The organism is Pseudomonas sp. LBUM1659 (assembly GCF_059716045.1).
The window spans coordinates 5,168,973-5,193,236 of sequence record NZ_CP166797.1 but is presented as its reverse complement, the minus strand read 5'-3'; the positions used below and the strand labels follow the sequence as shown (position 1 = coordinate 5,193,236).

General features: G+C 51.1%; 20 protein-coding genes and 1 pseudogene. 7 read left to right on the top strand and 14 right to left on the bottom strand.

Features of this window, described 5'->3' with window-relative positions; genetic code table 11:
- The first annotated feature begins 224 nt into the window (after nt 1–224).
- Nucleotides 225–2,537 carry a hypothetical protein gene (locus tag ACA048_RS23535; RefSeq protein ID WP_497626509.1) on the top strand — a complete coding sequence of 771 codons (2,313 nt, stop codon included), beginning with the start codon at nt 225–227 and terminating at the stop codon, nt 2,535–2,537.
- Between the two features lie 85 nt (nt 2,538–2,622).
- Here ACA048_RS23535 and ACA048_RS23530 read toward each other — a convergent pair whose 3' ends face one another.
- Nucleotides 2,623–3,510, bottom strand: a complete 888-nt coding sequence (locus ACA048_RS23530; RefSeq protein WP_497626508.1) for a Fic family protein — start codon at nt 3,508–3,510, stop codon at nt 2,623–2,625.
- 55 nt (nt 3,511–3,565) lie between these two features.
- Between ACA048_RS23530 and ACA048_RS23525 the strand changes: the two genes are divergently transcribed.
- On the top strand, nt 3,566–5,050 hold the full coding sequence (locus ACA048_RS23525) for a hypothetical protein (protein WP_497629954.1): 1,485 nt from the start codon (nt 3,566–3,568) through the stop codon (nt 5,048–5,050).
- 256 nt (nt 5,051–5,306) lie between these two features.
- Here ACA048_RS23525 and ACA048_RS23520 read toward each other — a convergent pair whose 3' ends face one another.
- Nucleotides 5,307–6,203 carry a hypothetical protein gene (locus tag ACA048_RS23520; RefSeq protein ID WP_497626507.1) on the bottom strand — a complete coding sequence of 299 codons (897 nt, stop codon included), beginning with the start codon at nt 6,201–6,203 and terminating at the stop codon, nt 5,307–5,309.
- A 252-nt stretch (nt 6,204–6,455) separates the two neighbouring features.
- Here ACA048_RS23520 and ACA048_RS23515 point away from each other — a divergent pair, with 252 nt between their 5' ends.
- Nucleotides 6,456–6,764 (top strand): antitoxin Xre/MbcA/ParS toxin-binding domain-containing protein, encoded by a 309-nt coding sequence (locus tag ACA048_RS23515; protein ID WP_497626506.1) that lies wholly within the window; start codon nt 6,456–6,458, stop codon nt 6,762–6,764.
- Between the two features lie 738 nt (nt 6,765–7,502).
- Nucleotides 7,503–7,805 carry a nucleotidyltransferase family protein gene (locus tag ACA048_RS23510; RefSeq protein ID WP_497626505.1) on the top strand — a complete coding sequence of 101 codons (303 nt, stop codon included), beginning with the start codon at nt 7,503–7,505 and terminating at the stop codon, nt 7,803–7,805.
- A gap of 118 nt (nt 7,806–7,923) precedes the next feature.
- Here ACA048_RS23510 and ACA048_RS23505 read toward each other — a convergent pair whose 3' ends face one another.
- From ACA048_RS23505 to ACA048_RS23450, 12 genes and pseudogenes are all read right to left on the bottom strand, one after another.
- Complete coding sequence (locus ACA048_RS23505; protein ID WP_497626504.1) at nt 7,924–8,364, bottom strand: antitoxin Xre/MbcA/ParS toxin-binding domain-containing protein; 441 nt, start codon at nt 8,362–8,364, stop codon at nt 7,924–7,926.
- Between the two features lie 306 nt (nt 8,365–8,670).
- A complete protein-coding gene (locus ACA048_RS23500) occupies nt 8,671–9,360 on the bottom strand; it encodes a hypothetical protein (protein WP_497626503.1) in 690 nt (229 codons plus the stop codon).
- Between the two features lie 128 nt (nt 9,361–9,488).
- Nucleotides 9,489–9,797 (bottom strand): DUF7693 family protein, encoded by a 309-nt coding sequence (locus tag ACA048_RS23495; RefSeq protein ID WP_497629922.1) that lies wholly within the window; start codon nt 9,795–9,797, stop codon nt 9,489–9,491.
- A gap of 478 nt (nt 9,798–10,275) precedes the next feature.
- Nucleotides 10,276–11,250: a hypothetical protein gene (locus ACA048_RS23490; protein ID WP_497626502.1), complete on the bottom strand. Its 975-nt coding sequence runs from the start codon at nt 11,248–11,250 to the stop codon at nt 10,276–10,278.
- A 178-nt stretch (nt 11,251–11,428) separates the two neighbouring features.
- Nucleotides 11,429–13,729, bottom strand: coding sequence for an ATP-dependent DNA helicase (locus ACA048_RS23485; RefSeq protein ID WP_497626501.1), 2,301 nt, complete (start codon nt 13,727–13,729; stop codon nt 11,429–11,431).
- Entirely contained in the window at nt 13,726–14,196 is a 471-nt protein-coding gene (locus tag ACA048_RS23480) for a VPA1267 family protein (RefSeq protein ID WP_497626500.1), read from the bottom strand. Before ACA048_RS23480 ends, ACA048_RS23485 begins: the two co-directional genes overlap by 4 nt.
- Before the next feature lie 30 nt (nt 14,197–14,226).
- Nucleotides 14,227–14,946: a gamma-mobile-trio protein GmtX gene (gene gmtX / locus ACA048_RS23475; protein WP_497626499.1), complete on the bottom strand. Its 720-nt coding sequence runs from the start codon at nt 14,944–14,946 to the stop codon at nt 14,227–14,229.
- Nucleotides 14,943–16,157, bottom strand: coding sequence for a hypothetical protein (locus ACA048_RS23470; RefSeq protein WP_497626498.1), 1,215 nt, complete (start codon nt 16,155–16,157; stop codon nt 14,943–14,945). Before ACA048_RS23470 ends, gmtX begins: the two co-directional genes overlap by 4 nt.
- Nucleotides 16,158–16,276: 119 nt before the next feature.
- Nucleotides 16,277–17,305, bottom strand: a complete 1,029-nt coding sequence (locus ACA048_RS23465; protein WP_497625381.1) for an IS30 family transposase — start codon at nt 17,303–17,305, stop codon at nt 16,277–16,279.
- A gap of 37 nt (nt 17,306–17,342) precedes the next feature.
- Nucleotides 17,343–19,445, bottom strand: coding sequence for a VPA1269 family protein (locus ACA048_RS23460; RefSeq protein ID WP_497626497.1), 2,103 nt, complete (start codon nt 19,443–19,445; stop codon nt 17,343–17,345).
- Between the two features lie 5 nt (nt 19,446–19,450).
- Nucleotides 19,451–20,713, bottom strand: coding sequence for a hypothetical protein (locus tag ACA048_RS23455; RefSeq protein WP_497626496.1), 1,263 nt, complete (start codon nt 20,711–20,713; stop codon nt 19,451–19,453).
- A 352-nt stretch (nt 20,714–21,065) separates the two neighbouring features.
- Nucleotides 21,066–22,316: pseudogene (locus tag ACA048_RS23450) on the bottom strand (FMN-binding glutamate synthase family protein); the annotation flags it as partial.
- A 306-nt stretch (nt 22,317–22,622) separates the two neighbouring features.
- Here ACA048_RS23450 and ACA048_RS23445 point away from each other — a divergent pair.
- From ACA048_RS23445 to ACA048_RS23435, 3 genes are read left to right on the top strand one after another with little or no spacing between them, the layout of a single operon-like run.
- The gene (locus ACA048_RS23445; RefSeq protein ID WP_497626495.1) at nt 22,623–23,057 is read left to right on the top strand and encodes an NUDIX hydrolase; all 435 of its coding nucleotides are present in this window, start codon (nt 22,623–22,625) and stop codon (nt 23,055–23,057) included.
- Between the two features lie 22 nt (nt 23,058–23,079).
- Nucleotides 23,080–23,718: a LysE family translocator gene (locus ACA048_RS23440; protein ID WP_497626494.1), complete on the top strand. Its 639-nt coding sequence runs from the start codon at nt 23,080–23,082 to the stop codon at nt 23,716–23,718.
- A gap of 2 nt (nt 23,719–23,720) precedes the next feature.
- The gene (locus ACA048_RS23435) at nt 23,721–24,218 is read left to right on the top strand and encodes a GNAT family N-acetyltransferase (protein WP_497626493.1); all 498 of its coding nucleotides are present in this window, start codon (nt 23,721–23,723) and stop codon (nt 24,216–24,218) included.
- Nucleotides 24,219–24,264 lie beyond the last annotated feature (46 nt).

The following is a 24,264-nucleotide window of genomic DNA, read 5'->3' as shown; positions in this document are numbered from 1 at the left end:
GTTCCTGGAGCTCAAGCTACATTGGCTATCGCTCGTTCGCGCTTGAGCGCGGTTATCTTCCTCTTTCACCAAATTCGACTCAGATTAAGTAGAAATAGAATATCTAGGACTAAATGCACTACCCGATCTAGTAACCTTCGCCGCTTCTGCTAAACCTAACGATAATGACCGTCTCATTACCTAAGCTATCGGTCACGGACAGAGGCGGGTTTGACCCGATTTCCATGGAATCACGATTGATTACGGGAATATTGGTGATTGGGTTGTTAAGTGGGTGTGTCAGTTATCGACTCGCTCCGGGAACGCGCGGAGTTTCCTTCCCTTTACAGTCTTGTAACGATGAAGTGTTGGCTCAGGCGAGAGCCAATGCAAGCGCTGATCCCGACAGCCAACCTCCTGAGTTTAGTTCCAGTTGGGTGTGCGTAACAAAGCCAGAACCAAATAAAACACCTCACACTGAAGTGATGAGCCGACCTGAAAAAATGACCATCTTGAGGCTAGAAGCACAGGCATTTTCGGGACAGGAGAAAATTCTCAGGAATACATTGGAAAGCCCCTTTACCTATAATGCTGGCAATAGACCTGCATTAGGTATCGCGCTTTCAGGGGGTGGTAGTAAAGCTTCATCGTTCGCTATTGGCGTTTTAGCCGGTCTTGCAGATCAAGGCTTACTGGACTCTGCTGACTTCATCAGTAGCGTTTCAGGAGGCAGCTACGCTGCGTACTTTTACTATGCTCACCGAATTTTTCCAGTCACTCGCGAAAAAGACCAAATTGGGCCAGTACCGTCCACGGAGGATCTATTTCGCGATTGCATAATGTTAATTGATTCAAGCGCGCTTGAAGGTGGCGTTCGCGAAGCAGCTAAGAGGCACGGTATATGTTTGCCTAATGCGTTGCGTTACTCAGTTGCCCCTCGGGGTGATGGAAATAATAAATATCAAGCTTTTTTGAGGTGTGAGCAAGATTTATTTAGTCCCGGTGTTTGTTCAACGAAAAGAACATCGGAGGATTTTGGGATTGCACCGTTTGCGTTGCTGGGCACTGTGCCTGCAGTTCCTCTTAGCTTCGTGACCAATACACTGTTTGATACCGGTGTGAACAACTCCCCGTCCGCGCGTGCTTATCGCAATGGCATTGGGGTTGCCTATGGAGCAACCATAAGTGACGTTAACGCATTAGAATACGCCGAAGGTGAAAAGTCCTTCAAGATTTCCTGCGATGCTAATAAAAAGGGGTATGCGACTGATTGCAGCAACAATCGATTTGACGTCGCCCCGAAGGACATGACTTTCTCAGAGCTTAGAAGCGGCCTGCTTAAACTTAAGAAGCAATCCGAAGTGCCGTTTTGGGTTATTAACGCAGCGGCTCCAAAATCAAGAAGTGGACTGGGGTGGTGGGCATTCGGCGAAGAGGATACAACAAACAGCGATATGTTCGAAATGACGGCGGTCAGCCACGGTTCGGGTCGATATGGCTATGTGTCAGCACCTGTCTCATTGCATGATATGACAGTGGTGGACGCCGTTGCTTCGTCGGCGGCATTCATGGATGCAAACCAGCTGGTTTACAAGTCTCCTATTAAACGGGGCTTCATAGGTGCAGGCCTCCACCTTGCAGCGATGGACTGGGGAATCGACATTCAAAATTATAACGTTTCAGACTCACGTTTTGCTTTACACAGATGGCTTCCGATTCCTTTTTATTGGACTGATGGAGCCTACGCTCGTTATATGACGGACGCATCCAACAGTGAGGAAACGCAGGATAGGGTTCGATCCTCATTCATTCGTCTAATCGATGGTGGTAACGGTGAGAATCTAGGTGTCTATTCATTATTTAAAAGAGACGTTCGTAATATTATTCTCGCAGATGCCGCCTCTGATCCGGATGGGAATTTCGCAGATCTTTGCGCCCTTGATACTCGGTTGCGAAATGGTAGGATTGGACATGTGGCCATTCCAGGACTGAAGGATTTCAAAACACATTGTGGAGTGGTAGAGAAAAATAAAGGCTACGATATTCATAGATGGCCTTTTTACTTCCCTGTTCTAGTTGGATGCATACGAAGTTACGGCCAAATCAATGATGACAACTCCTGTGAAAATCTTTCAGACTTGGAAACACGGCTGCTGGTGGTTAAACCGGCAATCAATCTCCCAGCTTATCGGGCACGGCAAGTTGAAGGTGTGCATTTGAAAAGCTGCGGCGTTTCTCAGGCCGAAACAAATGAAGCAGGATCAAGAATTCCCCTGCTTAACTGCGACGCTGCCGCGTTGTTGTTAAATAGCTGGAACCCCAAAAAGTCGGGGTGCCAAGTATTTCCCCAAAACTCTACAGTGTGGATGACTGCTAACTCATCGCTCACTCTTTTTTCTGCATACAGAGAGCTTGCTCGGCAATACACAAGCCAAGCGGGGGAACTCATCAAAAATCTAAAAAATGAAAACGCGGAAGGTATAAAACAATTCTATGCGTTGGCAAGGCAACAGGCCTCTGTCCAATTTAAATCAATTTCAACGGTTTGCGAGCTATAGATCCAACATAAAATGTTGAGTGCGTTGGTATTGGCGACCAATACTTTACCTTCCTCCGGGCTATTGGCCCGGCTTAACGTAAAGCTCATGCTAAATGAAAGCCGGGAAGGAGATCCTGGGCAAACCAGGCTGGTAAGCCTACCTCCAGCCTTTGGAGGTTAGATGGCGGGCTCACAACGATGCCGAGGTTGAGCAGCCGGTTGAGCTGGTCGCTCGCTGACTCACGTGGAAGACCGGTAAAGGTTACGAATTCGGTGCGGGGTAGTGAGCCTTGAATTAAGAGCGCTAGGAGCGCCGACATCGTTTCTGGGCTGACGCCTGCTTCCGTCAATCGCAAGTTTGTTCTGTACGCATGGGCAACGGAATCACGAAGCTGGTGACGACTCAGAGCGGTAGTTATGTAGTCCACTTCTTCATGGCAGACATCAAGCATGAAGTCGATGAAGCCGAGAAGGGCTTTGTAAGATCGCTGGGCACCACCAGCAAGCTGAACATCTTGAGTGCTATCAGTAGTGTTCAGGGCAGCGTGATACTCCTCTTGCCTACGGGCCAAGCCGCGAGAAAGTGACCAGAGTTGCGGATGTAACCGGAGCTGAGCCAAATGCTGGTGAGCGATCATTCTCGCCACAACCCCATTCCCAGCTGGAGTTTGTAGAAGGCGATAGTGGTGGGCTAGCGCCGCTACGATACGTCGACGAAGCTCTGGTACCGTCTCCAGCATGGACTGCGGGTTCGCTGAGTTCAGTGCATTCTTCAGAGCTTCAGGCTCTGTGTGGTAGCCGTCGATGATCCTTGAAAAACGGGCGTCAGTGTCCATCAACAGTCTGCTCAAGGACGCAGCGGTTTCAGGCGCGACCATGCCGGCCAGGAAAGCTGACTTCGTTACAAGCAAGTCTGCGCTCGCCAGCATTGACGGAGGAATCGAGTCGGGGAGGGCTGGTTTTGAGGCATTCATGGCGCTGACACTATCCATGCTTGAAGCGCTTGTCATGCAACAAGTGTAGATTTCGAAACGAGCGAAGCGGTGCATGGTATTTCGTGGAAGTCACGAAAGCTCAAAGGCTAAAGTCGCCTGCGATCGGCAGCATACCGGCTGGCACAGAAACACCGAAAGGCATTATGGTTATCAAGTGACCCTTCCGGCCTCTGTCGCTCCATCTGCTATCAGTTTTTCATGCAAAAATAAGAGTTCCAACTCTATGGATAATGATGCAACCATGACCTGGGACGCTAGTCCTGGGGACATTTTACTGCTGTCTGGTGATAGTAAAACACGCTCACTCAACCTTGGGTATCAATCGGTCGTGAGAGGTACGTCTGCACGATATACGCACGTTGCGTTGGTTCTTACACCTTATCGCATCATCCACGCCGTTCCCGGTGAAGGGGTTGAGATCAGAGCATGGTGTGAAGTAAGAGATCAGTACGATATCCGCGAATCATCGGTGGCGAGGCTTCAATCTCTCGACGAAGGCCGTCGCGAGATCCTAATGCTTCGGGCGAGGTATTATTTTGGTCAGCGCTACTCAGTTCTCGCCCTTCATAACCCCTCTGAAACCTTTAAGAACCAGCAGGGAACTGTGTGTTCGCAATTTGTCGCACAGGTCTTTCATGATAGCGGGTTCATTTGCGCAAAGGATGGTGCCCGCAACTGTTTGCCTGCGGATATTGATGCCCATACCCAGGAAAGCGCAGATTGGCTACGCACTCCTCTTTGCAGTTATCAATTTGATCCTCCTCTTAAATCTGGTGACGACTTCTTGAGGCCGTCGCGAGACCTATCCTATGAAATTGACGGTTTCGCTTCGAGGATGACGAAAGAAACGTACATGGTCAGCAACGCCACCTCGGCGATGGAGACGGCACTTGAGTCGATGGCCATGGCAGTAAAAGCTGGACTAATTACCCCTGCGGATGTTCTGAAGAACTACGAATGGTCAGGTGATGCAATGTCACCGAGAAGCTTCGTTACAGCCTGGACACGACACTTCGCGACCCCGAAATCCCCAGCGGACTTCATGCATGAAGACGAGCATCAGCACGGCCGGATGAAGCGGTTATTTGTTGAGTCTTGCTGTGCCATTGGAAACACTGCTCGTCAAACCTTCGACCAGATGGAAGAGATGACACAATTATTCGATGGATGGATTGCTGCTGCGAGCGAGGAAATCTCAGACGTCCGACGATATGAGGTATATCAACAACTGATTGCGTTGCATTCCAATGTTCGGTTGAGGGTCTCCCATTTAGACCGGATATTGGGCTGGAAAGAGGATTTTTCTGACGATTTCAATCTCGATATTTCAGCCGTTTACGAAACTGGTATTTTCGAGTGTGTGGAAGATGTGTCGATAGCGGGCCAGTGTCTTCAAGACATTGCCGACTGGACAAGCGCCAGAGATGTTTGGCGCCCGATGCGCGCAAGGACAGTGGCCATGATTGACGAGCTACCGCTAGTGGAGGGCGCCACGGTTAACTGCAGCGCCAGATACAGCGAATCATGCCGTGATTGATGCAGGTTACCACCGTGGAACCAGAGGTCTTCCTGCTGTGCTGGCTTCCACATGTTCCGCAGTTCGCCTTCGTACGGGCCAGGTCATTCGTGGTTCCAGAACCCAAGCCCCAGCAAATGAGCAAATTCCTCAAGAACGCCTATACAGCGCCAAACTTGAATTTACCTACACAGGCGCATAGCCACACTGCACTTTTCACCTGATCATAGAGGTGAGCCATTGGCTCACCTTGTGCAGTTCAGATCCACGACTTTTTCTACTCGCCTTTCTTCAGCATTTTGACGCTCGCGCTTGTGAAAGGCCGCCCAGATGACATATTAATCCTGCCATCCCGAATAAAAAACCAAAGTTCCTCAGCCTTAGTTGCATCACCATTCAACAATGCTTCCAAAAGAGCAGATGGCTGTCTTACCGAATCGAACTCTTTTCGGGCCTTCTCTAAATTATCTGAATGCTCCTTGACTCTGGCTTCATGCCAGTCACGCCCTCTGTCGCTGTACCTATTATACTCATCCATACCATCAAGATGACTTACTACACCATCATAATATCGACTAACTATTGACAGGACTTTGTTTCGCTGGTCGCCTAAGGTTTTCGAACTTGCTTGCATCATGTTTTCAGAAAAAGAACCGAAAAGCATGATCTCAAACAATTCACATATCGAAAGCAAGGTTAATATCGAGAATGAGTCCGACTTGCCCAGATAAGAAATATTATTAATGCAGGCATTTGAATATTGCGAGTTCCTTAGGGAATCGCACATCCCATCGACTATCCTCGAAAAATCTTTCAACTCCAGCTCAAAACCTTTCCACAGCAGACCTTTAACTCTTCGAACCTCAGTCAATAGTGCTGTCCGATAAGGATCATTCAGAAGCGCCTCGTCAATCCGAGGAGCAATGTCGGCCAGAGCGGTAATTGAGCTTTCGACATCAGCGTGGAAGTGCTCGTAGATTTGCCTATGCAGGCGGTTCAAATCGCCTGTCAGGCCCTCTATGCAGTCTGACATTAACTGGAGATGCCGAAGGGTGAGCAACGGGCTAATAGATGTTACGGCTACGGGCTTTAAGCCTGCAGTTCCCTCAATCCCATTTGGCCCCATCACTGTCGTGGTTAGCAGACCTTCCAACTCACCACCTGTAAGGCGCATCAATCTGCCAGTCGAGTTGCTCGGAAGGCACAAACGGTAGAGTTGCTCCGACTCGAAGCGAGTGCCACACAGATCAGAAGCAAGTTCAACGGGAAGCGTAGAGGGTATTCGTAGATCAGAAAAATTTCGCCGACTCATCAGTTATGGTTCCTTCCTAGGGGCTGCGAGGCTTGGTCACCTCCCGAATCGTGATAGCCGACCATACGATTGTCAATTGAATGCGGCCATCGCCGCTAAAGGTGCAAATGCTCGATGACGGGATTAGCATCATTGATGCCAGCGCAGAGTGTACCGAAGCTAGCTGTATCTCCGACGTTGGCGGGGAGGGCAAAAGCTGGTCGCTTCAACACTGCGAAAAGCGATCGCCTGGTCGCATTAATTACGGTGTTCGAGGAAGCCCTTTCTCTGTTTGAAAACGATACGGTCGCTGCCGCAAAATGGATGAGCTCGCCGGTGCAAGGTCTAGGGCTGAAGCGGCCTCTGGACATGTTGGGGACGAGGGTAGAAACAAACGCTGTCTTGGAGCTGATAGGCAGGCTGGAAAGGGGAGTGGTTGTCTGAGCCTGAGCGCGATCGTTTTCCGCGTTTAGACCTGTCCCAAATTTTTGCTTGACGATAACTATGTATGAATATACAGTTATCTCAATTGCATTGACGGTGCCAATTCTGGTCGTAGCTTCCGGGGACGCCAGCACGGATCGTATTGCAAGTCGAAAAAGTCCCTTCATTGGGGCTTTTTTTTGCCTGAAAAACGAGTATGAATTTGGCCGCCCCAGCGCAATGCACCATAAGGTCGCTGAGCACGATGCCATTGCTGTCCTGCTATCGCTCCTTCGAGCCTTGGCTCGGCTGCGTGGACACTGAATGAACCGTAATGGTCATCGCACGAATCGCTTGAGTGACTGTCGACTCGCTATCACTTTCTCTCGAATCTCGTTGGGATCAATCGACATGCCGCCGTCTGGCGTAACGCGAAGAGATTTCAGATTGTTGAGAGACGCTATGAACGCGCGATCTCTCGCTTGCTCTGAGCTTGGTCTTTTGTCCTTCAAGAAAAGAGCCATGCATCGCTCGAACATTTTCATAACGCGCTCCGTTGTCCATGAACCATGGAACGCATCTTCAGCGAAGGGGCGGAAAATGTCCTGGCTTTTTCGTCCAGCCTGTCGTGTGGCCTCATCAGTTGAGCTCGTGTGCTCCTCGTGTGTGAGTGAAAGAGGTGTCAACGCTGATAAGCTGATTGTCACTAACGCAGCGCGATCTATGTCGGTTGAGCCACTACCCGAGAGCTTTCCTTAAATGAAACCTTCTGATGCCATTAAAGGTAAGACGGATGAGATGCGAAAAATCATCGAGTCATACGGATTTGTGGCTCCTGGGATTTTCGGATCGACAGCACGTGGAGAAGATGAAGAGGGAAGTGATCTCGATTTGCTAGCGACCATTCCAGAGGCCATGGCCGGTCAGATTTCGCTGTTTGACATCGCCGACATGCAAGATGAGCTCGAGCTGGTGCTCGGAGTGGTTGTAGATTTTAATGTCGAAAACAACATGCCAGAAACCTACAGGGCGTCGATTGAGCTTGAAGTGATCAAGCTGTAGTGGGGCATCATTTGCGTTCGATAAATAGCGAACCCCCGTCAACTCGAGACAGCCATAGACTCAACACTCTGCGGTTAGTCGTTGTGCATTGCCCACCAGCCTGGCTCAGCCGGATGTGTCAAATGAGTGAGCGAGTAGCAGCCAGATATTGGACGACTTGCTCCAGTCCCGTCCGGCATGCGATGAGGTCACGTGGTCGACCACTCAGGCCACGATTCTCGCTGCTTAGCCAGATCTTTGCATTTTGCTCGTTTCCCGCGACCGCAAGCAGTGACTGATACAACCCAACGAAAAGCAAGGCCCGGTTCCAAGCTTCAGTACCCGGTTGAAGCAGTTCATGTCCATTGCGTAGAAGCAACACCGTGGAAACATGCTCGTCCAAGACTGCTGATAGTTCATCGTCATCAAGACCCAGCCCTTCGCCAGCCCGGAAAAATGCTTTGCCAAGTACAGCGTTTTCCGCGTTCGATGTGACTGATTCCATGCTCCACCATATCTGTAATAACTGGTCTGTGATGACCGAATTTATCAATCCATCTACATCGAGCAGTATGGCCACTTCTGACCGACGACTAAATTGATCCTTCAGTGTTCTGAACGAAAACGTTATGAATTACTGCACTCGTGAATGGCTCCAGCAGCCAGGCGATCAATGCTCTGTAACGTCATTTTGTGCTCTGTAACACTGCTTACGTTACAGCGCACAAAACTACGTTACAGACCTCAGAAGGCGAGGAGGGGCGCAGGCAAGCGGAGCGCGCAGGCGTGCGGATGTAAGCCCGTAGGGCCAAGACCGGCGCTTCGCGCCAGGGCTTGGTTCACGACAGCCGTCCCCGACCAGGGGCACGCCCAAAACCATGGCCTCTCACCAGCCCGCATAATGAGTAACCATGTGGCCCCAGGCCGAGAACGCCGACCCATTTCTTCGAAGGATCTCCATTGCCTCGACGGCAACAATTTTCGTCGGACAGCCCCCAGTCAGATATGTCTTGTCTTTACCCTGGTTGTACAAGTGCATGATCGTTAAAACCATGATCTGTTGCAGCGGCGACATTGCGCGATAGCTATTGCGCATTGCTCTCAAGGATTCGGGGACGGGCTCTTCTCCGCCAGCCCAATCGAAACCGCGAGGTCGCAAGTTGTAATGCCAGCCTGGACTGCCGTAGGCGCGTTCGACGTGCTCAAAACAACCCTCAAGCGAGTAAGACTCTACGATTCCCCGTACTGCTTGCCCAAAAATATTTCCACGTTCTGATGCACTGGGAAATGTAGGGATTGAAGCTCCGCAAACCATCGCCAGCGCCGTGTGCTCAATACCATCCATGCAAGGTACTTTGTTCACCATGTCGACCAGCGCCCAGCCAGGGAAACGTCCAGCAGCAAACGTGGCGTTAACTGCTGCGTAGGCAGCCAGGGCTACTGGTTCTCGCGAGTGGTGGATGTAGGCTTGGCTGGCAATGTGAACATCCGTGAATGCCCATAGACCTTCCGAAAGCTGGTGTACGCCAATCTCAGAGAGAAGGCCTTTAGCTTGGTCAACGTAGTTGTTGTTCACGATTAGACTTCCTTTGCCTTGTTTGGTGTCCCACTGCCAATGGCTCTGTTAGAGGCATTCTCTTTCGGATGAAACAAACAGGGATGATCGCTTTTCCGTCAGAGCAGAGCGGGAGAAGGGGGCACGGTTTACAGTTGTTGAAGAAGCTGCTCTAACGCTGCCCGTTCCTCGGTGCTCAGCAAAAAAATTGGGTCAATACCGTCACTGCCGACACTCGCGAATGACCAACATCGGCCATCAGGGCTGATGCACTCATCGCAGTAATCGAGCTCGCAGCAATCGTTGAAGAAAACGAGTTGCCAACCCCCGACTTCGATGTGGAAAAGCCCTGCGAAAACTTCGTCCCAAGACTGTGCGCATGCTCTCTTCACGGTGCGACGCTCGAGGATGATGTCTCTGAGCACCTGGCAGACATCTTGCGCTGTGAGCGGAGGCATTGAGGAAGTTTTCATGTTCTGAAAGCAGTCCCGGGAGCGTTACTGGGGAATACTACTTCGGCATGTCAGTGAGCTTCGAACGCAACGGAATCATTGCATTCCCACAGCGGGCGCACTCCCTATGTGGCCAGCTATTTGGCTCAGTCGGGTGGTGTTCAGGCTCATTCAAACACCGTCCGATCAGTTGCGGAGCGTGTGACTCACAAAAGTTAAGAAAATTAATAAAAGAATGGAGGTTTTGCTCAATCGTTTTTGCGCTCCTATGCCCTAAGCGAGCCTGGATGTCAGAGAGATAGGACTGCGCTAGCGCTCGAGGAATGCGGCAGTGCTCTGGCTCAACGGGATCGGATTCAGCGTGAAAGATGTCTGTAATGGGCATGACGGCTTCCTACCAGCTGGTTGCTTTTTATAAAGACGACAGGGGCTTCGCAATTCCGCAGCATTGTGCCAATGGCGAGTATGTTTTTTACTACGGCACCTAAGGCAGCGGCTTAGATCTCTTCGCTTTAACCTCCTTCCGATATAGCTTCGCCATCCTCGACGAAAAATCATTCGGACATACCCCGATTTGCGCAGGAAAGGACACGTAATCAGAGATATTCGGCAGGCTTTGGTGCCCGACTGTAGCCTTCAGCTTCTTGATGAGGATGTCATTTTCTAAGGATCCGGAGGATGGATCTTCTGCAAGCGGCCATTGCACTGGCTCTTCTGGTAAGCGCAAACCGCTAATCACCTGCAAAGCGATTGTCTTTGAGAAACTGTGCTTTTGTTTTTTTTCCCACGCACTCGTACGTAGGTAGTGTTCAGTCATTTCAGGAGTCTGATGATTCAAAGACATCCGGACGGCTGAGGAAAAAGATTCCATGACTGAAGGCGGTAAGGGTGCGTGCACCGTTTGTTCAAACGAGGAATGTGCCTCAAGGTCATCGCTCGCGGCTTTCTCATAGCTGCAGCCATCTGACGTCGCAAAATTGTTCGGTATGAATCCCAGCTCGTTTGACTCCAGAACCTCCTTGGCTGCCGACAAAAAAGCGTAATCAGAGCGACCTGACCAAACCTCGCGTTCACTGGCAAAACGCACAGACCAGTGGCCATCTTCAGCCCCTATAGCCTTCAACCAAATGGACTCGATTGAAGCGACTGTGCTGCTGGCAACACATGCATCCAAGATGATGTATAGAGAGTTCTCGCTCACGTCGATTAGCTTGACCGGGGACATTCCCCCTAGGTCGTGTACTTGCGCCAGAGTTTCGAAAAGGTCATCCCCGATAGCTTCTCTGCACATCACGGCAAAGCGCTTGCGCGCCGACGGCGACGGCGACAGAGGTTTGAGGTTTGCGTCTCTTTGTTCCACGCAACAGAACACCCAATAGCTCAGAGAGCCCTCAGACTCGCCTGAACTGGTTGGGCTGATAGCGTTACGACTCAGTTGAAAAAATGTCGGAAAGGTCATATCACTTCTCCTAATCGTTTAGAGAAATGAAGGCCACGCCAGGCCATGCGTCAAGGAAGCGGACGGTCTTTGGGAAAATTTCCGACGAGATATCAATATCCTACGAGCATACCCATTAGTTCCTGCACGATCGAGATGCTGCCTCGCGTGGCACTCTACGGGTCAATTTTTTGGAGCGTCAGGCAGGCAGCTGTGCAGCTATTTCATCAAGCTGTTCGGCGAGGTGGTAGCTCAATCCACTGCTTCGCTGGCTAGCCCTCGTGTTTCTGGCTACAGCAGCTTTGGCGGCCGGCTCGTCACCCATGAGCAATACTTGTTGCTGGGCACGAGTGATTGCTGTGTAAATCAGGCTACGGTCTAGCAAGCGACTACGCACGATTGGCACGATGACGATCGGCCACTCAGAACCTTGAGCCTTATGAATGGTCAAGGCGTACGCCAGATCCAGATGCTGTAACAGATCGCTGGTAATCGATCGTCGTTCTCCGTCATCCCATTCTGCCCAAGCCAGAACGGTAACCTTGCCAGGCCGATCATCGTTCGATTGCTGAGTCGGCGGCTCTTCAAGGCTTGTAACCCGTCCTAGTGAGCCATTCTGCAAGCCGATTTCTTTCAGGTTTTTAGTGCAGACAATGGGGTCTCCCAGCCGAAAGCCGGTGTCTGCGAACATTTGAAATTCGGCATTCCATACCTGCAGTCGAGGTTGGTCGATACCTACAGTATCTTGGCAAAGCTTGTTCAACGCCTTGACGCCCAATGGCCCATTTTTGTGAGCACAAAGAATTTGTGTGGACTCGGGTGATCTCAGGTACAAGCGCAGGATGTGGTCTGATGTTTGGAGAGGTGATTCGGCTGGGCTGGAGCCTCCAGTTGCTCTCAAGAAGGCGACCGCATCCCCGTCGTTGCTTCCCATTGATGGCCACTCTCCACTTCGGATTGAAGCTGATACGGAAGCGATATGGGAGCCGTGTCGCATCACCTGGATTAGGCGGGCATGAGGTATCCGGTGATTTCGAGTCAAGTCGTGAAATACCAGGCCCGGCCCGACAGGCATCAGTTGTCCTGTGTCCCCGACCATTAGCAGGTTGGCGTGCTCGGGCAACGCATGACACAGACGATACATGGTGAGGATATCCACCATGCTCGCCTCGTCGATTACCAACACGAAAGGCTCGTCCAGTTCACCTTGATTTCGGGAGTACAGAAGGCTGGCCAATGTACGTGCGGGGCGTCCAGTTGCCTCCCTCATTCGTTGAGCCGCTCGCCCTGCAATAGCCACCTGAATGACAGGCAAGCCAATGGCATCAAAGTATGCATAGAGGGCTTTCAAAACCGTTGTTTTACCAACTCCTGCTCCACCGCTAATCAAGCCAGCTCGCTGACTGGCAACCGTTAGAATCGCCGCTTTCTGTTCGACAGTTAGCTGGAAAGACGATGGTTGTTGATCAAGGATCCGGTCAATTATTTCGTGGTCTTGCCGAAAGAGATTGTCAGTCGATCCTCTGTTCGTGGCGACGCTAGATAGCCGATCGGCAATGAACTCAGCCACCTTCTGTTCCATGGCCCATGCGCCCACTTGCTGAATGCGATCACCCTCGAGGAGTAGGCACACCCCATGTTGCAAAGAACTCTCCAAGACATGGGATAGGGATGAGTGAGAAAGAGTCTGCCGGCTTGTCGATGAGCCATTCAGCAAGATGCCGAGACGGCGCAGTACGACTGATTTGGGTGGGGCAGTGTGGCCCTCTGAAAAGAGCCGGTACAACACTTCTTCAACTGCACCATTGGTACGGCGTGGATCGTCGAAGGGTAGGTCAAAGTGCTTGAGGGCAATCAGATCCACGCTCTTCCACGATGCGGAAAAGGAGAGGAGACGGTAGGGATCTTCGCTCAATGCATCTAACGTGTTGTTTCCGAAATGCTCCAGCACCGCCTGAGCTGTGTTGTGATCAATACCAAATCTGCCGAGCAGATGGAGAACGCTCGAGTGGCCATAAAGCTTCCAGCCTTCAATGAGCTGATCTGCGGTATCTAAGCTGACACCTTGAACAGAGGCCAGCATATCCTTCTGGCCACTCTCCAGAAGCCCCTGTAGCCTTTCTCCAAATCGTTGCCACAGGCGAGTGGCCTTTGATATTCCAACCCCGGCAAAATGCTTTCCGTTCGCCAGGAGCGTCACGATGTGCTGCCCACTGGGTAGCAGCAGCCTCATCTCCATTGGGTCAATTTGTTGCTCTCTGATTTGGTAGCCGTTGCGCAGACTGGTGTAGGTGCTGGCATCACCTGACACACGCCACCACTGGCCTACCTCAACCTCAATCGCCGCAAGCAGGTAGAAGGGTGCAACGACAACGAAATGCTCGTCTCCTAGCGCAGTACCGGCCTCATCAATGGCTACGCCGTAAAAAATACAGCCACCTTTGCCGAGTGGATTGTCGCTTCGAATCGACAGAACCCGGATGAGTCGTTCGATTGTCATCTGGGGATCCTGCCTGAATTGCTCAGCGCCTCATGGATCGACGTGAACTGCTTCAATTGCTTTCTGAGCTCTTCGATTTCAGCGCGCTGGCAGGCGTTTTCCTGCTGGAGGCGTTGGAGTTTACTTTCGAGATCGGGCGTGGCCAGTGAGGTTGTTCCTGTCGTGCGCGGCGATGACTTTGCGTGTTTGTCGGGTGGGAATGATTGCGGATCTTCCGGGTCAATGGTTTCGCTCGATGACGGGAGTACACCGCTGGCTCTGAGCCGAATTTCAAGCTCGTTAAGGAGCGATTTGATTCGGGGGTTTTGTGCGAGTGCCGATTTAGCGAAGCCGCATTCTTGGGCTATCACTGAGCGCGAGAGGGCGCCCCGGTGGGTGATACAGCGGAAGTCAGGGTCTGTTTTGCTCGCAACCCATGCGGTGAAAACCGCCACATTGTGCTCCGCAATCTGTCGGCCGTTTGACATGGCAGCTCCTATGGGCGAGAGCTCAGTGGATTATTTTTTTGTATCTATTATGGACGCTTTCTCAGCACCTATCTCTTGAAGTGAACTGATGTGAGACTCCTCCCCAATAGCGCATCCGGATTCGGCGAGAGTTCTGATCGCGTCAACATGTCTTTTTTCAAGCAATTCATTGCCAACGAGTTTGTCGAGTAATCGGCCCTTGTGTAGATGTAATCCGCAGTTGGAAAGTATCTGATCATTGAACAGTCGGCCCAAGGCTTCTCGCATAAGAGAGGAAAGACGTATTTCTTCTCGACGAGCAGTTGTTGGTGGAGCCCCGAACCCTTGTCGAATGAGCTCATCAATCGGAATGCCGGGTATAGAGCTAAGTCCTTTCACGATCCGATTTTTCTCAGCGATTGCCTGATCGCGCTCCTCAATTAGCAGATTTACATAGGCGCGAACTGATTCATCCGCGATCAGTGGGATAGGCCGAGAGGCCTTAGTGTTAGCCCTTATTACCTGACCAGATTTACGAAGCATTAGATAGCGGTTAAGCGCAGGGGAGTTTCGAATTGATTGAGCCTTCGGGCCTTCCCAGTCATGATCAATACAATAGCGCTCGACTTTTGAAGGCGTAATTCGAATGTCTTCTTTTTGTAGGTATTCGCACGCTTGGTGTATCCGCTTCAGTGATTCCTGCTGACGCGGATTTTTCGATTCAGCCATGCATTGATCAAAGATGGCTTGGATGTTCTCAGTTGCATTCATCCGAACATATCCTCATCGTCTTGATTAGTATGAGCTTGCGCGACAGGATTGGAAGGGGCAATGAGAGCCGAAAGTGCGCTCAGTGCATTCGGCAGGAAGCTGTAGTCGTCGGCGGAGGCATCTTCAAGCTTGTGCATTGCAAGAGACAGAAAAGGATAATTTTCCAGAGGCATCTTACCTGTCAGAACTTCGTCTAGATCTTGAGCGTTGACTTGCTGGAGCACGAGTGCAGACAGCAGATTGCCGGCTTCGCGCGCCTGCTCATCGGACAGTGAAAGAAGGAAGGGCTTCATGCCGTTTGCCACCATCATTTTAGACAGTACGTGGTGTTTCTCCAACTCTGCTTGAAGATTAGGAAAACCTGGATTGAAAACAGCTGTTTGAGTGATCTGATCGAGCAACGCGAACTCATGAGCCTGCTCAAGGGTTACTTTTAGCTCAAGTGGTGCGCTCGAGGTCATCATAGGAACACGAGGGGTAGCGTCGGTGGCAATGATTTTTGTTTTTGCTTTCAGATACTCGTCCATCTGCGCGTGAGACTGCACCACGTATTTATATCGAGCAGCCCACTCAGCGACATCCAACTCTATCTCTCGATTAAGCAGGTCTACACGATCCCGCAATTCTCGCGCGAGCGGTTGATTTCCAAGATCTTCTGCATCGAGTTTAAGTTCATTAAGCCTTGCTAACTCCAAACCCTTTTTGCGTATCGAATAGGCAAGGTTGTTAGCCGCTGTAACTTGCCCAAGGAGGTGTGCAGGGCCAGTGATCCAGTACCGACAAAGGGGGCATCGTTTGCCACCTGGCACCGGCCCATACAAGGGCGCAACACCATCTCGCAATAAGAAACCTGTGCTGCACGATGTTCCGGGGCAAATTCCGTCCGTATTAATCACCATAATTCCATCGCCGGAATTGAGCGCTTCGAACCCCGCACCCATGCCCGCACCAGCTTGACTCAAAAGGTAGGGGGTGAATTCGTTAATTGTCTGGATGAAAGTTTGGGAGCCTACGAAATCTTGGTCTTCTTGCATCCGCTGATGGGCGTTCTCAATGAACTCTCTAAGTTTCTCAGGGGAATACTTGAGGTAGTGAAGTGTCATCACCAAAGTTTTATGCCCGGCGACAAATTGTTGAACAACTTCAATGGGTACGCCGGCCTCGATTAAGTTGGTAATTCCACTAACTCTTAAGGAGTGAAGATCAACCACCCATGTCTCGTTTCCCTTTTCGTTAATGGTGACCAACTTGATGTGATGGCCATGCTTGGCCAGTATCCTTTTCTCCGCCTCTTTAAGTAGGGCGGTTGCAGGAGCTGAGTGCAACACGGTTATTGATTTGAAGTCGGGCCATCATGCCGCATAGCGATGGCCTTTTGCATTACTTGACCCATCACTTCGATTGGACATTTAAAATCGAAGCGTTTGCGTGGGCGCATGTTCAATTGCAGCGCTATGGCATCAAGCTCTTCCTGGCTGTGGACTGACAAGTCAGTCCCCTTGGGCAAGTATTGGCGGATTAGTCCGTTAATATTTTCGTTACTCCCGCGCTGCCAAGGGCTGTGCGGATCACAGAAATAGATCGCCACACCGGTCCTCTGCGTGATTTCGATATGTCTCGCCATCTCCCGGCCCTGGTCGTAGGTCATGCTTTTACGCATCGCCAGCGGCATGCGATTGAGCGCAGCACAAAAGCCTTCCATCGCAGAGGTCGCTGTCGCATCGTTCATTTTCACCAACATCAAGTAGCCGCTGGTACGTTCCACCAAGGTGCCTACAGACGAGGCGTTGGCTTTGCCCTTGATCAGATCGCCTTCCCAATGCCCCGGGGTTAACCGGTCTTCAATCTCCGGTGGTCGCACATGAATGCTGACCATCTCGGGGATCTGGCCGCGCCGATCCACTCCACCAGAGCGCGGCCTACGGGAGGTCTTACCTTGGCGCAAGCAGATGATCAGCTCCTTGCGCAGCTCACCGACCGGCAAGGCGTAGATCGCGGTATAGATCGTCTCGCGGCAGACGTAGGCGTCTTTGAGGCTGGGTATGTTCATGCTGCGCAGCTTGCCGCTAATCTGCTCAGGAGACAAACGCTCACGCAGCATATGGGCCACTAACTCCAGCCGCTCACTGCCCGGCAGTAGCTTACGTTTGGGCCGACAGAGACGACGGCGAACCTGCATCCGTTGCTGAGCAGTTCGCACCAAATAGCGGCTACCTCCCTCCCGGTTACGACGTAGCTCTCGGCTTATGGTCGAGGGCGCTCGGTTGATCAAGCGGGCGATCCTTCGCTGACTAAAGCCTTGGGCCAAACCGAGTTGGATAGTGACGCGTTCTTCGATACTGAGTTCGTGATAGGACATAAGGGCAACACCGTACCGAAATGGTCAGGTGTTGCACTCAGTTTTTGCGGCCGCCTAGTAATATGTAAAACCGCTTTAGTTTCGGATAGGCTATGGGAAGTTTTTGCCCCGGTTTGGTAGGATCTATAAATAGCGGAGTGATTTCCGGGCCGATCAAATTAGCCCCAGGCCGGATTTCGCGAACATCCTGCATGTAATGTCGGTAGCTTATGGGTTCTTTGGGCGCGGGAAGATATTTCTTAGACCACTCAAGTTGAGTGTAAAAAAGCTTTGAAAGTTGTGGGGAAATATACGGGATGCTATACCCGATTTTTGTATCAAGGGAGGCCGCTTTATTTGTATTAACCCACATTGAAAGCCAGCTTTCAGATCTTAAGGTGTCTGTTGAAAGTTGTACTACACCCTTCTTTCGGCCAGCTATAGCATACGGAGAACGGTTGTAGTCGCTGTTGCCAGTCAAAGGGTTATAAATTTTTTCATCAAGTAAGCCTGAGTCCAGCCATCTAGCTTGGTGGCTTCGTATTGGGGTGTCTAGAAGCGTGTACATGCATATTGCAGTTCCAGGATAAAAAACTCTAACACTATATCCGGAGTCTTGATCAATCGTTTGTACAGTGTTGCGGAAATATCCCCTGGGAAATGAAAAATCATCTTCCACAAGGATTTCCTTCATCTCCAAAATTAAGAAGGGAGGAAGGGCATCTCGAGAAGTTCGGTTGGTATAAGTTCGAATCCCTAGTCTGTCGGTTTCAAGAATAGGATCCAGAAATTTGCTTTCTTCTTGCTTGCCTTCAATTATCAGGATGTCTCTCAGTCGCAAATAAAACTTGCGTACTGAGCTGATAATGGAGCTTAGGAAATGACCGTCATCGGATACATGTTCGGTTAAATAGCTAAAAAAAGTGTTTTTATTTATAAGTCGTACATCTGTGATGTGATCCTGTCTTGATATTAACCAAGGTGAAGGCGGAGGGTTTTCGAGTGTAAGAATGAAATCCATAAAATGATTGAGGGCGGTGATTTGGCCTGCAATCCTTGATGATTTATTATCGCAAAAATACAAATATAGATAGTCCGCCCAAGTGACGAGATTCGGGGCTGTATAAGTAACCCAGCCAAATTTAATATCCCTTCTTGGTGTGGTTTCTTCTTTGAATTTTCTTCTAGACACCAAGTCAACTGCTAGGCTGGGATTTTCATCGTTGAATGCGGACGAAAGGCAAAGTATCGCCTTATGCACATCGCTCAGTGGATGTTGCACTTTTTTGGGGTCAGAATCAGAAGCTTCATACTGCTTCTTGATGTCCGCATCGATGAATTCTTGGAAAGACTTTATAAGCTCAATGCTCAAATCGTTCCGATTAACGGTTGTGGAAGTCGCAAAAAAAGTAGCGATAAAGGACATTCGTCGGTCAGTGTGTCCAGTCTTCGTATAGCTTTGATATATTGTTTTAATTGTGTGATCAATTTGCGAATTTGCGTCGCAAATAATATTCCATTTGACGGCAAGGTTCCAGTGACGTACGTTTTGGGGGAGTAAAATTAAGCCCTTGGCCCAAAATCTAACCAGAAGATCGAAGTTGTCTGACTCACTTCTTGTTCGATTTTCGCCTCGACTCGCATAAGTCGCCTGTTCGAGTAAGTTAGAACAGAGCCGATTAACAAATTCCTCAGGGCTTGAGAGTCGCTCAAGCAAAGCTATCTTGTCGCTTCCGAGCAGTCCGAGTGGGTTTCTAAGTATCTCTTCTGCTTGTCTACGATCAAATGGGTAGCATGCATCAAGAATATGTTTTTGTCCTTCGAGACAGAGTGCCTGGACATACTTGGCAAGCTTGCCGCCTCTTAATGGCGTCATGAGCGCTGAGCCTATGCATGGCCCTTTAAAGTATGTAAATGATCTATTGTTGTCTTTTTTGTTATTTTTTTTAGTTTTAAATGCTTCATAAAATGTGTTGCCATTCTCAACTATTTCTTTGCAGAAAATATCATCCCAGAGGTGGTTGATTTTCTCTTTTTCGTATTCTTTGATAATCATGGCAAGGTCGTTTTTTGTCACGAAATCAAACACAACGCACTGCTCGAAACTTAGATTTAGTTTGATTTCTCTACCGGACGCAGGCGCAGTAGCTCGTAATAGCATGATTACTACTCCTTGTCAGTAAGACTTTCAAATTCTCTTATAAATTCTGGGATGTCCTGTTTCATTTTTTCGTATGCCTTGATCAACTCATCTCTCACAATTCTTTCATCGATAGAGTAATAGATTTGAGTAGAACTGATTTGAGCATGTCGGAGCATGACTTGCGCACGTTCAATTGGGATTTTCAAATACGATGCACAGAAATGGCCATAAAAATGCCTGCTTCCATGAGGGCGAACTCCTGGGCTATATGGCTTAAGTCCAATTCTGCTTGCTGCACGACAAAAGCTTTTAGTTAGATTAGACATCTTTAGCGGGCTTCCGAATCGCTCCCCCTGAAAATTTACGAAATAATAAGGATGTTCGTCAGGTATACCAGTTCGGTATTCGTGCAAATATTTACGATGAAGCTTGGCGAACAGCCTTCCCATTTCAGGCAGCAACCAAGTAAAGCTAGCTTCGTATTTCTTTTTTGCGTACATCATACCTTTCCAACCAACGTGGAAAGGGTTTTTTGTTCCTAGTTTATTCCTTGGTGTTAAGCCATATCTCTCAAGGAGAAATTGGGAGCGGCTCCCTTTTTGTGATCCTCTAAAAGGATCGTCCCAGCAATAGGAAGATAACCCTGGGTGGTTTATACGTATCTCTGCCTCGCCCCCAGGGGTAGAAATGTCGGTGATATACAGGTGTAAAACTTCAGATTCCCGTAGTCCCCCAAAAAACATTAGCAGAAAGGCAAGTTTGTCTCTTAAGTTGTCAGTTGCTGCGATAAGTTTCAGAACCTTATCTGGCGGGAAGTAACTATAAGCGCCCCTTGATATGATGTGTTCTGATTTGGGGGCGAACGTGAAACCACTTATGATTCCGCGACCCAGTTCAGTTGTTGGTGTTAAATGGTCAAGAAGATTCCAGTGTTTTCGCTGGTTTATATTTGCGTAATACTCCATCTGCTCAGAAACGTTTAGGTCTTTTAGCAGGCTTTTTTCTGTCGGATTGATCTGATATGTTCCAAAATGATCGGAACAGAACTTTGAAAATTGGCTGGCATATCTCACGTCTCTTTTCGCATTTTTCTTTCCGACGGGATGCCAGCCAAGTGCTTTATATCCAAAAGCACGTGCTTCGAAAAAATCTTTCATCAAACCGAGCATTTCGTTTTGGGCCAGGGGCCGGCCGCCGTAGCCCACTAAGTAAAAGTCATAGAGCAGCCCAACAGCGTTGACACATTTGAACAGGTGCATCGGGCTACGGTCGTCCTGCACCATCATATTTCGCGCCCACGCTAGGCTGTACAAGCTCATCTCTCCATTTTGGAGAAACAAAGCAGGTATGGACTGACCGGCTCTTGGGCCCTCCATGGGGAGCTCGACGATGCTGTGGAAAGAGCAACGAGTCATGGAAGCCACGAATATAATAGTTAGGGGGTAGTTTCTGGTTTAGAAGCTCATCGGAAGATGGTCAAGGCGCGGTGCGGATCCGGGGGACGAACGGTGCGGATTTCGTTCTGGGGCTTACGAATTCGGAATTTGTAGCGGTAGAAATCGGTTTTCAAGCTCTGAACGGTGCCGCAAAAGGGTGAATGGGATTACCGAATAGTTGCTCGAGTATGGGGTCAATAACGATGGCGAACATGAAGCCGCGCGCCGAGTTGGCCCAGTCGGCACCGATGGCCAGGACGCTGGCGATGTCGAAGGCGCTGACGATCTTGCCGCTGGCGCCGAGTTTGATTTTGTCCCGCAGGTTCAAGCCGACCAGCGTGTTGTGCACGAACAACAAGCCTTCACGCATCGGCACGCCGATGTGGTCGGTGAACTCCACTGGCGCGGCTCCGGTGCCGCCTTCCTTGCCGTCGACGACAATGAAGTCTGGGAGGATGCCGGTTTCCAGCATGGCCTTGGCGATGCCCATGAATTCCCATGGGTGGCCGAGGCAGAACTTGAAACCCACCGGTTTGCCGCCGGACAGTTCACGCAGTTGCTGGATGAAGTACATCAGTTCGATCGGTGTGGAAAACGCGCTGTGGCGTGATGGTGAGATGCAGTCTTCGCCCATCATGATGCCGCGGGTTTCGGCGATTTCCTGGGTGACTTTGTGCTTGGGCAAAATCCCGCCATGGCCGGGTTTGGCGCCCTGGCTCATCTTGATTTCAATCATTCGCACTTGCGCCGTTTGTGCCTGGGCGGCGAAGCGCTCCGGGTCGAAACGGCCGTCAGCGGTGCGGCAGCCAAAGTAACCGCTGCCGAGTTCCCAGGTCAGGTCGCCACCGTTTTCCCGGTGGTAAGCGCTGATGCTGCCTTCGCCGGTGTCATGGGCAAAGTTGCCGAGCTTGGCGCCCTGGTTCAGGGCGCGAATCGCGTTGGCGCTGAGCGAGCCGAAACTCATGGCCGAGATGTTGAACACGGACGCCGAGTACGGCTGGGTACATTGCGGGCCGCCGACCATCACGCGGAATGCGCTCGGATCACTCAACGGCGCCGGACGCATCGAGTGGCCGATGAATTCGAAGCCCGACTGATACACATCGATCAACGTGCCGAAGGGTTTATCGGCGCTTTCGTTCTTGGCGCGCGAATAGACCAGCGAGCGCTGGGCTCGGGAGAAAGGCAGGGCATCGCTGTCGGATTCGAGCAGGTACTGGCGGATTTCCGGGCGAATACCCTCTACCAGATAACGAATATTGCCCAGGATCGGGTAGTTGCGACGCACCGCGTGCGGGCTTTGCAGCAGATCGAACAGGCCGATCAGGCTGAGCACACCGGTGACGGCGGTGATCGGCCAGAGCCAGTCGTATTGCACAAAGGGCAGGCTGGCGAGGGTGAAGATCACGCAAGCGGCAAAGAAGGCGTAGCGGCTCAGGAGTGACAGGCTCATACGGTTTCCTTGGGGTCGGACTCGGTTGTATTCAATACCGTGGATCAACTGAATACACCCATCCTGTGGGAGCAAAGCTTGCTCGCGAAAGCGGTGTGTCAACCAACATCAATGTTGAATGTAATGGCCTCTTCGCGAGCAAGCTTTGCTCCTACAGAACAGCACTTCAGCGTTGTGGCAGGCATTCTGCGCCTGGAGAAAAATTGAGAACAGCCTCTAGTTCACGCGATCCGGGTGTCCGTCTGATGACGAGGCCCCGGCGAGCATGGGATCCTTGCGGTTTTTACCCAAGGCCCTCTCTGATCCATGACGCTTTCATCTGCTGATACACCGCGCTTCATCCGCATCGCGGCCGCCCTGTTGATCGGTCCCGACGGCCGCACATTGCTGGTGCGCAAGCGCGGCACCCAAGCCTTCATGCAGCCGGGCGGCAAGATCGAAGCCCATGAACAACCGGTACACGCGTTGGCCCGAGAGCTGGAAGAAGAACTGGGTCTGATTATCGATCCTGCGCATGCCCGTTACCTTGGGCAATTCTCGGCACCGGCCGCCAACGAGCCGGGATTTGTCGTACACGCCGAACTGTTTTTGCTGACCCTCAAGGCCGACGTCACCCCGGCGGCAGAGATCGAAGAAGTGATCTGGATCGACCCGGCCACTGATGGCGATGTCACGCTGGCGCCATTGACACGGGACCTGATCCTGCCGTTTTATCGAGCATCGCTGACTGCGATCACCTGATCATTTACGCAAAGGACTCGCCATGATCCCGCTTCAAGATTTGCTGATTTTTGCCGCCGCCGCGTTGCTGATGGTGCTGACGCCGGGGCCGAACATGATCTACCTGATCTCCCGTTCAATCTGTCAGGGGCGCAAGTCCGGCGTGACGTCATTGCTGGGCGTGGTCGCGGGGTTCTTCGTGCATTTGTTCGCCGCTGCGGCCGGTTTGACCGCGGTGTTCCTGGCGGTGCCGATGGCCTATGAAGTGTTGAAATGGGCGGGGGCGTTGTACTTGCTGTGGCTGGCCTGGCAGGCGGTCAAACCCGGTGCGCGTTCACCGTTTGAGGCTCAGCAATTGCCGCCGGACTCATCGCGCAGACTGATCACCATGGGCTTTCTCACCAGCGCGTTGAACCCGAAGATTGCGGTGTTTTACCTGTCGGTGTTTCCGCAGTTCATCAACCCAGAACATGGCTCGGTGTTCAGCCAAAGTATCATCCTTGGCCTGACTCAGATCAGCGTCAGTTTCTGCGTCAACCTGCTGATCGCGCTGTTCGCGGCGAGCATCGCTTCCTGGTTCGTCAACAACCCGACCTGGCTGGCGGTGCAGCGTTATGTCATGGGGTTTGTGTTGGCGGCGCTGGCGGTGCGGCTGATGCTTGAGCAACGCAGGACGGCTTGAACATGTGGATTGAACGGCTCGATGCCAGTCATGCCCTGGCTTACCGGGAAATGATGCTCGAAGCCTACGACTTGCATCCGCAGGCCTTTACTTCAACTGTGCGAGAACGCGCCGCGATGCCGCTGAGTTGGTGGGAAAAGCGCCTGACCAGCAAGCTGGAGGTGGTGTTTGGAGCGTTTGAGGAAGGGAGGCTGGCGGGCATTATCGGGTTGGCATTTGAACCGCGAGAAAAGGCCCGGCACAAGGCGACGCTGTTTGGCATGTACGTGTCGGGCACCGTTCGCCAGCGCGGGCTGGGGTATGAGTTGGTGCAAGCGGTGTTGACCGAGGCACGCAATCATCCGGCGCTGAAGGTCATTCAACTGACTGTTACTGCCGGCAATGAGGCAGCGTTCAACCTGTACCAGCGCTGCGGCTTCATTCAGTTCGGCCTGGAACCGCTGGCGATGCGGGTGGGCGAAGACTACTTCGACAAGATCCACATGTGGCGGGAAATCTAAGGCTCACCGATATCCCCTGTAGGAGCTGGCTTGCCAGCGAAGGCGG

Bases quoted from the DNA above. Each gene is read 5' to 3' on its own strand.
- ACA048_RS23460 (WP_497626497.1), bottom strand. From the start codon at position 19,445: ATGCTATTACGAGCTACTGCGCCTGCGTCCGGTAGAGAAATCAAACTA.
- gmtX (WP_497626499.1), bottom strand. From the start codon at position 14,946: ATGAATGCAACTGAGAACATCCAAGCCATCTTTGATCAATGCATGGCT.
- ACA048_RS23530 (WP_497626508.1), bottom strand. From the start codon at position 3,510: ATGGATAGTGTCAGCGCCATGAATGCCTCAAAACCAGCCCTCCCCGAC.
- ACA048_RS23535 (WP_497626509.1), top strand. From the start codon at position 225: ATGGAATCACGATTGATTACGGGAATATTGGTGATTGGGTTGTTAAGT.
- ACA048_RS23435 (WP_497626493.1), top strand. From the start codon at position 23,721: ATGTGGATTGAACGGCTCGATGCCAGTCATGCCCTGGCTTACCGGGAA.
- ACA048_RS23480 (WP_497626500.1), bottom strand. From the start codon at position 14,196: ATGTCAAACGGCCGACAGATTGCGGAGCACAATGTGGCGGTTTTCACC.
- ACA048_RS23445 (WP_497626495.1), top strand. From the start codon at position 22,623: ATGACGCTTTCATCTGCTGATACACCGCGCTTCATCCGCATCGCGGCC.
- ACA048_RS23440 (WP_497626494.1), top strand. From the start codon at position 23,080: ATGATCCCGCTTCAAGATTTGCTGATTTTTGCCGCCGCCGCGTTGCTG.
- ACA048_RS23465 (WP_497625381.1), bottom strand. From the start codon at position 17,305: ATGTCCTATCACGAACTCAGTATCGAAGAACGCGTCACTATCCAACTC.
- ACA048_RS23515 (WP_497626506.1), top strand. From the start codon at position 6,456: ATGACGGGATTAGCATCATTGATGCCAGCGCAGAGTGTACCGAAGCTA.
- ACA048_RS23455 (WP_497626496.1), bottom strand. From the start codon at position 20,713: ATGATGGTGCAGGACGACCGTAGCCCGATGCACCTGTTCAAATGTGTC.
- ACA048_RS23520 (WP_497626507.1), bottom strand. From the start codon at position 6,203: ATGCGCCTTACAGGTGGTGAGTTGGAAGGTCTGCTAACCACGACAGTG.
- ACA048_RS23525 (WP_497629954.1), top strand. From the start codon at position 3,566: ATGGTATTTCGTGGAAGTCACGAAAGCTCAAAGGCTAAAGTCGCCTGC.
- ACA048_RS23510 (WP_497626505.1), top strand. From the start codon at position 7,503: ATGAAACCTTCTGATGCCATTAAAGGTAAGACGGATGAGATGCGAAAA.
- ACA048_RS23495 (WP_497629922.1), bottom strand. From the start codon at position 9,797: ATGCCTCCGCTCACAGCGCAAGATGTCTGCCAGGTGCTCAGAGACATC.
- ACA048_RS23490 (WP_497626502.1), bottom strand. From the start codon at position 11,250: ATGACCTTTCCGACATTTTTTCAACTGAGTCGTAACGCTATCAGCCCA.
- ACA048_RS23485 (WP_497626501.1), bottom strand. From the start codon at position 13,729: ATGACAATCGAACGACTCATCCGGGTTCTGTCGATTCGAAGCGACAAT.